This window comes from Marinobacter sp., from assembly GCF_035268745.1.
In the GTDB taxonomy this organism is placed as follows: domain Bacteria; phylum Pseudomonadota; class Gammaproteobacteria; order Pseudomonadales; family Oleiphilaceae; genus Marinobacter.
Window position 1 is genome coordinate 1 of the sequence record NZ_DATFKH010000162.1, and the last position, 7,706, is coordinate 7,706.

Sequence of the window (7,706 nt, forward strand, 5' to 3'; positions counted from 1 at the left end):
AGTGGTCGATCCCGACCGCCGCCGTGGTGCGCTCTGGGCTCTGGATGAGAAGCTGGGAAATGTCATACTGTGCGACGATGGATTACAGCATTATCGGTTGCCGCGGGATGTCGAGCTGGCCGTTTTTGATGGCAGCCGGGGCCTTGGCAATGGTGCCCTGATTCCAGTGGGCCCGTTGCGAGAGCCCGGGTCGCGCCTCGACCTGGTCGATTTTGTCGTCACCAACGGTGGCTGGCTCGGTGATATCGAACATCCGCAACAGTACACCATGACTCTGGCGCCAACGGCGGTCAGGGATCTCGCCAGTGGCCAACGGATACCTCTGGATGACCTGAAGGGGAGGTCAGTGCTGGCGGTGGCAGGTATCGGCAACCCCGCGCGCTTTTTCGATACCCTGAGAGCGCTTGGCGCGCAGGTAACTGAGCGCGCGCTGCCGGACCATCACCGGTTCAGGGCCCGGGACCTGCAGTGTGACGCTGGTCAATGGCTGGTGATGACCGCAAAGGATGCGGTGAAGTGCCGTGAACTGGCGCCAGCCAACGCCTGGGTGCTGGAGATTGAAGCCAGGCTGCCGGATGCGTTTTCCCGGGCTTTTCTGGCGGCGGTAGAAGCAACTGGTCAGTCATACTAGGCTGAAAGAAAGTAGGCGGACACGTCCGCCTACTTTCCTGTTCATTAGTAAGTGGCGGCAAAAGCCGAAAAAATCTGAAAATCTGAAAAGGCCTGAAAAGGCCCGAGAAAGAGAAACAGCATGGACAAAAAACTGGTAGCTTTGCTGGCGTGCCCCGTCTGCAAAGGAGATCTGAAACTGAACAATGATCGCACCGAGCTGGTGTGCTATATGGATGCCATGGCCTTTCCGATCCGTGAGGGCATACCGGTGATGCTCAGTTCCGAAGCCCGCACCCTGACCACCGACGAGCGGCTGGATAAACACTGACGGAATTTTTATGTCGTACATTGTGGTGATACCGGCACGATACGCTTCGACCCGGCTGCCGGGAAAGCCGTTGGCGGATATCGGCGGTAAGCCGATGATTCAGCATGTCTACGAGCGCGCCAGCGAGAGCAGCGCGGCGCGCGTAGTGATTGCAACAGACGACAGCCGCATAGAAACCGTGTGTCGGCAATTCGGCGCGGAAGTGGTGATGACCTCAACCGCCCATGCCAGTGGTACCGACAGACTGGAAGAGGTCGCTCGCAAGCTGGGCTTTGAACCCCGTGACCGCGTAGTCAACGTCCAGGGTGACGAGCCGCTGATCCCGTCCCGGTTGATTGACCAGGTGGCGGCCAATCTCGAAGCCTTTCCGGAAGCCGCCATCGCCACCCTGTGCGAGCCGATTACCGATACGCCAACCCTGTTCAACCCCAACGTGGTCAAGGTTGTCACAGATGCCCGGGGCATGGCTCACTATTTCAGCCGGGCTCCGATTCCCTGGGCACGGCAGGACTGGGCGGTGAATCCGGCTTCCCCCGGTAAACTGCCCATGCCGGCCAGCGCCCGCTATTTCCGGCATATCGGTATCTATGGTTACCGGGTGAGCCTGCTGCGTGCGTTTGTGACCTGGGGGCCAGCTCCGACTGAAATCACCGAGTCGCTGGAGCAGTTGCGGGCACTGTATCAGGGCGCCCTGATACATGTAGCGGAGGCCTGTGTTACACCAGCCGCCGGCGTGGATACCGAACAGGATCTCGAGCGACTCAGAGCCATGGTCGATAAAGCTGGAGTGCTGCATGAGTGAGTCCGTGAATGTGCTTTTTGTCTGCCTCGGCAACATATGCCGTTCCCCCAGTGCCGAGGGGATATTCCGCAAAGTGGTGGAAGCGGCGGGTCTCGCTGATAAGGTAAGCATCAGTTCCTGCGGAACCGGCAGCTGGCATGTGGGCAAGGCGCCCGACGCCCGGGCGCGGGCTGCTGCAGCCAGGCGCGGCGTTGATATCAGCGACTTGCGGGCCCGCCAGATTCAGGCCTCTGACCTGACGGCCTTCGATTATGTGCTGGTGATGGACCAGCAGAACCTGGCCGACGTTCAGCGAATCCGGGAGCGCAACGGTGGCACCCGGCCGGAGCTTTTCCTGCATTATGGGCGTTCCAGTCATGACGAAGTTCCGGACCCCTATTATGGCGGCGAGAAGGGTTTCGACACGGTTCTGGACCTTATCCAGGAAGCCAGCGAAGGGCTTCTGGCAGAACTCCGGAAGACGCTGAATTGAACGTACTTCAGGAAGCTGTCAGCCTGCGGGACAAAAACAGCCTGGGCATTGACGCGAGCGCCCGTTACTTTACCCGCGCGCGCTCCACCGATGACCTTCGCCACGCCATTGCATGGGCCGATGCGCAGAATCTTGAGACCCTGATTCTTGGCGGTGGCAGCAACCTGGTGTTTGCCGGGGATTTTTCGGGGCTGGTTGTGCAGGTGGGAATAACCGGCCGCTGCTGGCAGGAAATAAATAGTGACTCGGCCGTTCTTGAGCTCGGGGCCGGTGAGCCCTGGCACGATTGTGTGCTTTATGCGGCGAAGGCCGGTTATCGCGGCTTTGAGAATCTGGCGCTGATTCCGGGCACGGTGGGCGCTGCGCCGGTTCAGAATATCGGTGCCTATGGCACCGAACTGTCAGACACCATGGTGGATCTGACCGCCCTGGACCGTACCACGGGAAAGGTAATCCGGCTTACCAATGAACAGTGCCGGTTCAGCTACCGGGACAGTCTGTTCAAGCATGAGCCCGGGCGCTACATCATTATTCGGGTCCGCTTCCGGTTGTCGCGGACCCGCGACCTGCAACTGCAATACCATGACCTGAAAGACTACTTCAGTGACCAGGACACCAGCCAGCTCACGCCATCCGATGTGGCTCAGGCCGTGATGGCCGTGCGTCGACGAAAGCTGCCCGACCCGGACCAGCTTCCCAATGTCGGCAGTTTTTTCAAGAACCCTGTTATTCCGGGGACCGAATGGCGTTCCCTGAAAGAGCGTCACCCCGATCTGGCCGGATACCCGGCAGAAGATTCCGCCAAAGTGGCCGCGGCATGGTTGATCGATCAGTGCGGCTGGAAGGGCTACCGCAATGACCGGGTGGGGGTGCACAACCGTCAGGCTCTGGTGCTGGTCAATCACTCGGATGGAAGCGGACAGGATGTTCTGAACCTCGCCTCCCGCATCCGGGAGGACGTGCAGTCAAGATTCGGCGTCAGGCTTGAAATCGAGCCCGGTGTCGTCGGCGGTGCCACTACCGGGCTCTGAAGTCAAAGGCCGGTTCGCGGGGACTGGTCGATCAGGAAGGCAAGGGTTTCACCCAACGGAATGTCCTGCTTTTCGGCATCGCGACGACCCTTGTATTCCAGCGTTCCAGCTTCCAGCCCGCGTTCAGATACCACAAAGCGATGGGGAATACCGATCAGCTCCATGTCTGCGAACTTCACGCCAGGCCGCTCTTTCCGGTCGTCCAGCAGGACATCAAAACCTGCCTGCCTGAGTTGCGCGTAAAGCCGTTCACCAGCCTCCTGCACCGGCGGTGATTTGTGACCGTTGAGGACGACAATCGCCACTTCAAATGGTGCGATCGCATCCGGCCAGATAATACCCTTGTCGTCGTGGTTCTGCTCGATGGAAGCAGCCACGATGCGTGATACCCCGATACCATAGCAGCCCATCTCGAGGATGTTGTTTTTGCCGTTTTCGTCCAGAACCGTGGCGTTCATGGCCCTGCTGTATTTGTTACCGAGCTTGAAGATATGGCCCACTTCGATGCCCCGGCGGATTTCCAGTGTGCCTTTGCCGTCCGGGCTCGGATCACCTTCCACGATGTCACGCAGGTCTTCAACGCGGGCCAGTGGCAGATCCCGTTCCCAGTTAACGCCGGTCAGGTGATAACCCTCCTTGTTGGCACCACACACGAAGTCCGCCAGATGAGCCGCGCTGCGGTCGACGATTACCGGCACCGACAGATTGACCGGGCCAATGGAGCCTGCCTTGCAGCCGATGGCCTGCTCGATTTCCTCATCGGTAGCCATGGTGAGCGGTTCCGCCACACCGGCAAGGTTCTCGGCCTTGATTTCGTTAAGGTTGTGATCGCCACGCAGAATCAGCGCGACCAGGCCGCCGTTGCCTTCGTCATCGTCACCGGCGTCCGCCTTCACCAGCAGGGTCTTTATCGTTGCCGTGGCATCAATTCCCAGGAAAGCGGCAATTGCGTCGATCGTGCGCTGCCCGGGTGTTGCCACCTCTTTCATCTCTTCCGAGGGGGCAGGTCGCTCGCCCCGGGGTGGCAGCGCTACCGCTTTCTCGATATTCGCGGCATAGCTGCTCCCGGTGCTGAAGACAATGGCATCCTCGCCCGAAGCCGCCAGCACATGGAATTCGTGGGACGCGCTGCCACCGATGGCGCCGGAATCTGCTTCTACCGGGCGATAGTCCAGGCCCAGGCGATCAAAGATTGAGCAGTAGGTCTGGTGCATTACCTGATAGGTGTCATTCAGGGATTCCCTGGTGAGGTGAAACGAATAGGCGTCCTTCATGATGAACTCACGGGCGCGCATGACGCCGAAACGAGGACGACGCTCATCCCGGAATTTGGTCTGGATCTGGTAAAAATTTGCCGGCAGTTCCTTGTAGCTTTTCAGCTCGTTACGAATCACGTCGGTAATCACTTCTTCATGAGTCGGGCCAAAGCAGAAGTCCCGGCCATGACGATCCTGCATCCGCAGCAGTTCGCCCCCGTATTGCTCCCAGCGTCCTGATTCCTGCCACAGCTCAGCCGGCTGAATGGCGGGCATGAGAATTTCCTGGGCGCCGCTTTTGTCCATTTCCTGGCGGACAATCCGCTCGACTTTGCGCAACACGCGAAGCCCCAGGGGCAACCAGGTGTAAAGACCGGAGGCGAGTTTGCGAATCATGCCGGCCCGGAGCATCATCTGGTGGCTGATGATCTCGGCGTCTGCGGGGGTCTCTTTCTGGGTGGCGATCAGAAAACGGCTTGCTTGCATAATGGTGTCCGTCAGCAATTATTGGAATTGGTGATGAGCCCGAAACTACTAATGAGTAGGAAAGTAGGCGGACACGTCCGCCTGCTTTCTTTCAGCTTAGTATGCTTTCAAAGACTTACAGTTCCCGCCATTGTACGGAGCCAATCAGACAAGGTACAGACAGAGACTGGCGGTTGGGTCGATGTATGACCCGGCCACGGCCTCAACTGGCCAGGTATCCCAGGGGTAATGAAGTGCTGTCGATCACCCGCCTGAGCACGAAGCTGGAGTGTACACCGCTGACGCCCTGAATCCGGGTGATACGGTTCAGCAGGAAGTGATGGTAATGGTCCATGTCCGGCACCACCACTTTCAGCATGTAATCGGCATCCTGACCGGTGATCAGGTAGCACTCCTGGATCTCAGGATACTCGCCCACCTTTGATTCGAACTCGGCAAAGCGTTCCGGGGTGTGACGGTCCATGCCAATCAGGATAATGGCGGTCAGTGACAGTCCCAGTTTCTTGTGATCCAGAATCGTTACCTTTTGCCGGATAATGCCCGCCTCCTCGAGTGCCCGTACCCGTCGAAGGCAGGGAGAAGGTGAGAGGCCGACCTTGTCGGCCAGTTCCTGATTGGTCAACGCCCCGTCCTGCTGCAGTTGCTCCAGAATATTGCGATCAATCCTGTCTATTTTAATCAGTTTCTGGCTATTGTCTGACATAAAAATCCACCTTTAACGTTAATTGCGCAATAAAGAGATAATAATTAAACTTTTACTGGCGAAAAAGCAATCATTAACCCCGCCAGAGCCTGTAAGCTGTTACTCAATCACAGAAATCGAATTCTCCGGTAGCAAGGAACACAACGCTATGGCTTTTGACCATCGGAAATACATCCCCTTCAGGCCGGTCGCCAAAACAGACCGCCGCTGGCCTGACCAGATTATTGAGAAAGCACCACGCTGGTGTGCGGTGGATCTTCGTGATGGTAATCAGGCACTGGTAAAACCCATGACAGTTGCCCAGAAGCAGCGGATGTTCGATTTGCTGGTTAAAGTCGGCTTCAGGGAAATCGAGATCGGGTTTCCGGCCGCCAGCCAGCCGGATTTCGATTTCTGCCGCAAGCTGATTGAAGAAGACCGGATTCCGGAAGATGTGCAGATTCAGGTTCTCACCCAGGCTCGCCCGGAGCTGATCGAACGTACCTATAAAGCGCTTGAGGGCGCCAGGCGGGCAATTGTCCACGTCTACAATTCTACCTCGACGGTGCAGCGTGAGCAGGTGTTCGGCATGGACCGGGAAGGGGTTAAAGAGGTCGCCGTGAACGGCGCCCGGGTAGTGAAGGCGATCGCCGAAAAGTATCCGCACACCGAATGGACCTTTCAGTATTCCCCTGAGAGCTTTACCGGGACCGAGATGGATTACGCCGCAGAAGTGATTGATGCGGTAAACGATATCTGGCGCCCGGACCAGGGCCAGCCGGTGGTGATTAATCTGCCGGCAACCGTTGAAATGGCGACACCCAATGTGTTCGCCGACCAGATTGAATGGATCTGTGATCGCCTGCGCTATCGCGAACATATTGCCATCAGCGTACACACCCATAATGACCGGGGTTGTGCGGTCGCTGCCGCCGAGCTTGCGGTGATGGCGGGTGCTGATCGGGTTGAGGGTACCCTGATGGGCAACGGTGAGCGGACCGGCAATATGGATCTGGTAACCATGGCCATGAATATCTATTCCCAGGGCATCGACCCGATGCTGGATCTCTCCGGCATCGCCGAGATCACCGATGTGGTGGAAGCCTGCACCCAAATCTCGACCCACCCCAGGCATCCGTACGCGGGCGAGCTGGTGTTTACCGCGTTTTCCGGCAGTCACCAGGACGCGATCCGCAAGTGCCTGGCCCAACGGCGCGATGGCGACCGCTGGAACGTGGCCTATCTGCCGATTGATCCCCGCGACCTGGGGCGCCGGTACGAGGAAGTCGTACGTATCAACAGTCAGTCCGGTAAAGGCGGGGTCGCCTATGTGCTGGAGCGGGACTACAACATCAGTCTGCCGCGCTGGCTGCAGATAGAGTTCAGCAAGGTGGTACAGCGTGAGGCCGAGACCAACGGCGGCGAGATTGATTCGATGACCATTCACCGGCTGTTCGAAAACTGCTACCTGAAGGTCAACAAAGCCTGGGAGTTGCGCTCATACGATCTGCATCGGGACGATAATGGCGTTCATGCGACGGTGACTATCGGTGCGCAAACCAGCCCCACGACCATCACTGGCCATGGGCTGGGTGCCGTGGAAGCAGTCTCGGCGGCGCTGGAAAAGCTGTTTGATGTCGCCATCGCCGTAGAGGCCTATGACGAGTTCGCCCTGAGTGAAGGCACCAGGGCGAATGCGCTTGCCTGTATCCGGGTGACTGCGAACGGCGAGCACTGCAGTGCCGCTGCGCTGGCGGAAGATACCACTTCGGCGACATTGCAGGCGCTTTTCAGTGCGGTTTCGCAAGTGGTGGGAACGGATCCATCGACCGCCGCCGGGACCGTCCACGAAGCGGCCAGCGTCTGAAGTTACTTTGCCTGCGGCTGACACAGAAAAGCCGGCTTTCGCCGGCTTCTGCTTTTCCCTGTTTCCGTGAGGGGCAAAGGGCGGGTCGGTAACTCCAGTGTGTCAGACCGGCGTTACGTTCTCCGCCTGAGGACCTTTCGGGCCCTGCGTTACAGTGAACTGAACCTGCT

8 protein-coding genes are annotated in these 7,706 nt (G+C 58.4%); 6 read left to right on the forward strand and 2 right to left on the reverse strand.

The window, feature by feature from the left end; all coding sequences use genetic code 11:
- The 5 genes from lpxK to murB form a co-directional block, all read left to right on the forward strand.
- Positions 1-631: tetraacyldisaccharide 4'-kinase (lpxK, locus tag VJ956_RS12045; protein ID WP_324085254.1), on the forward strand; the 631-nt coding region annotated here is incomplete at its 5' end.
- A gap of 120 nt (positions 632-751) precedes the next feature.
- Positions 752-940, forward strand: coding sequence for a Trm112 family protein (locus VJ956_RS12050; RefSeq protein ID WP_324085256.1), 189 nt, complete (start codon positions 752-754; stop codon positions 938-940).
- A gap of 10 nt (positions 941-950) precedes the next feature.
- Positions 951-1,742 (forward strand): 3-deoxy-manno-octulosonate cytidylyltransferase, encoded by a 792-nt coding sequence (gene kdsB, locus VJ956_RS12055; protein ID WP_324085258.1) that lies wholly within the window; start codon positions 951-953, stop codon positions 1,740-1,742.
- Positions 1,735-2,214 carry a low molecular weight protein-tyrosine-phosphatase gene (locus tag VJ956_RS12060; RefSeq protein ID WP_324085261.1) on the forward strand — a complete coding sequence of 160 codons (480 nt, stop codon included), beginning with the start codon at positions 1,735-1,737 and terminating at the stop codon, positions 2,212-2,214. The genes kdsB and VJ956_RS12060 overlap by 8 nt, the downstream gene beginning before the upstream one ends.
- Positions 2,211-3,245, forward strand: coding sequence for a UDP-N-acetylmuramate dehydrogenase (gene murB, locus VJ956_RS12065; protein ID WP_324085263.1), 1,035 nt, complete (start codon positions 2,211-2,213; stop codon positions 3,243-3,245). The genes VJ956_RS12060 and murB overlap by 4 nt, the downstream gene beginning before the upstream one ends.
- A 2-nt stretch (positions 3,246-3,247) precedes the next feature.
- On the opposite strand, the gene VJ956_RS12070 is transcribed toward murB, so the two are convergent.
- A complete protein-coding gene (locus VJ956_RS12070; protein ID WP_324085264.1) occupies positions 3,248-4,987 on the reverse strand; it encodes a proline--tRNA ligase in 1,740 nt (579 codons plus the stop codon).
- A 202-nt stretch (positions 4,988-5,189) separates the two neighbouring features.
- Positions 5,190-5,690, reverse strand: a complete 501-nt coding sequence (locus tag VJ956_RS12075) for an Lrp/AsnC family transcriptional regulator (RefSeq protein WP_324085266.1) — start codon at positions 5,688-5,690, stop codon at positions 5,190-5,192.
- Between the two features lie 148 nt (positions 5,691-5,838).
- On the opposite strand from VJ956_RS12075, the gene leuA reads away from it, so the two are divergent.
- Positions 5,839-7,536 carry a 2-isopropylmalate synthase gene (gene leuA / locus VJ956_RS12080; protein ID WP_324085268.1) on the forward strand — a complete coding sequence of 566 codons (1,698 nt, stop codon included), beginning with the start codon at positions 5,839-5,841 and terminating at the stop codon, positions 7,534-7,536.
- The last annotated feature ends 170 nt before the right edge of the window (positions 7,537-7,706 follow it).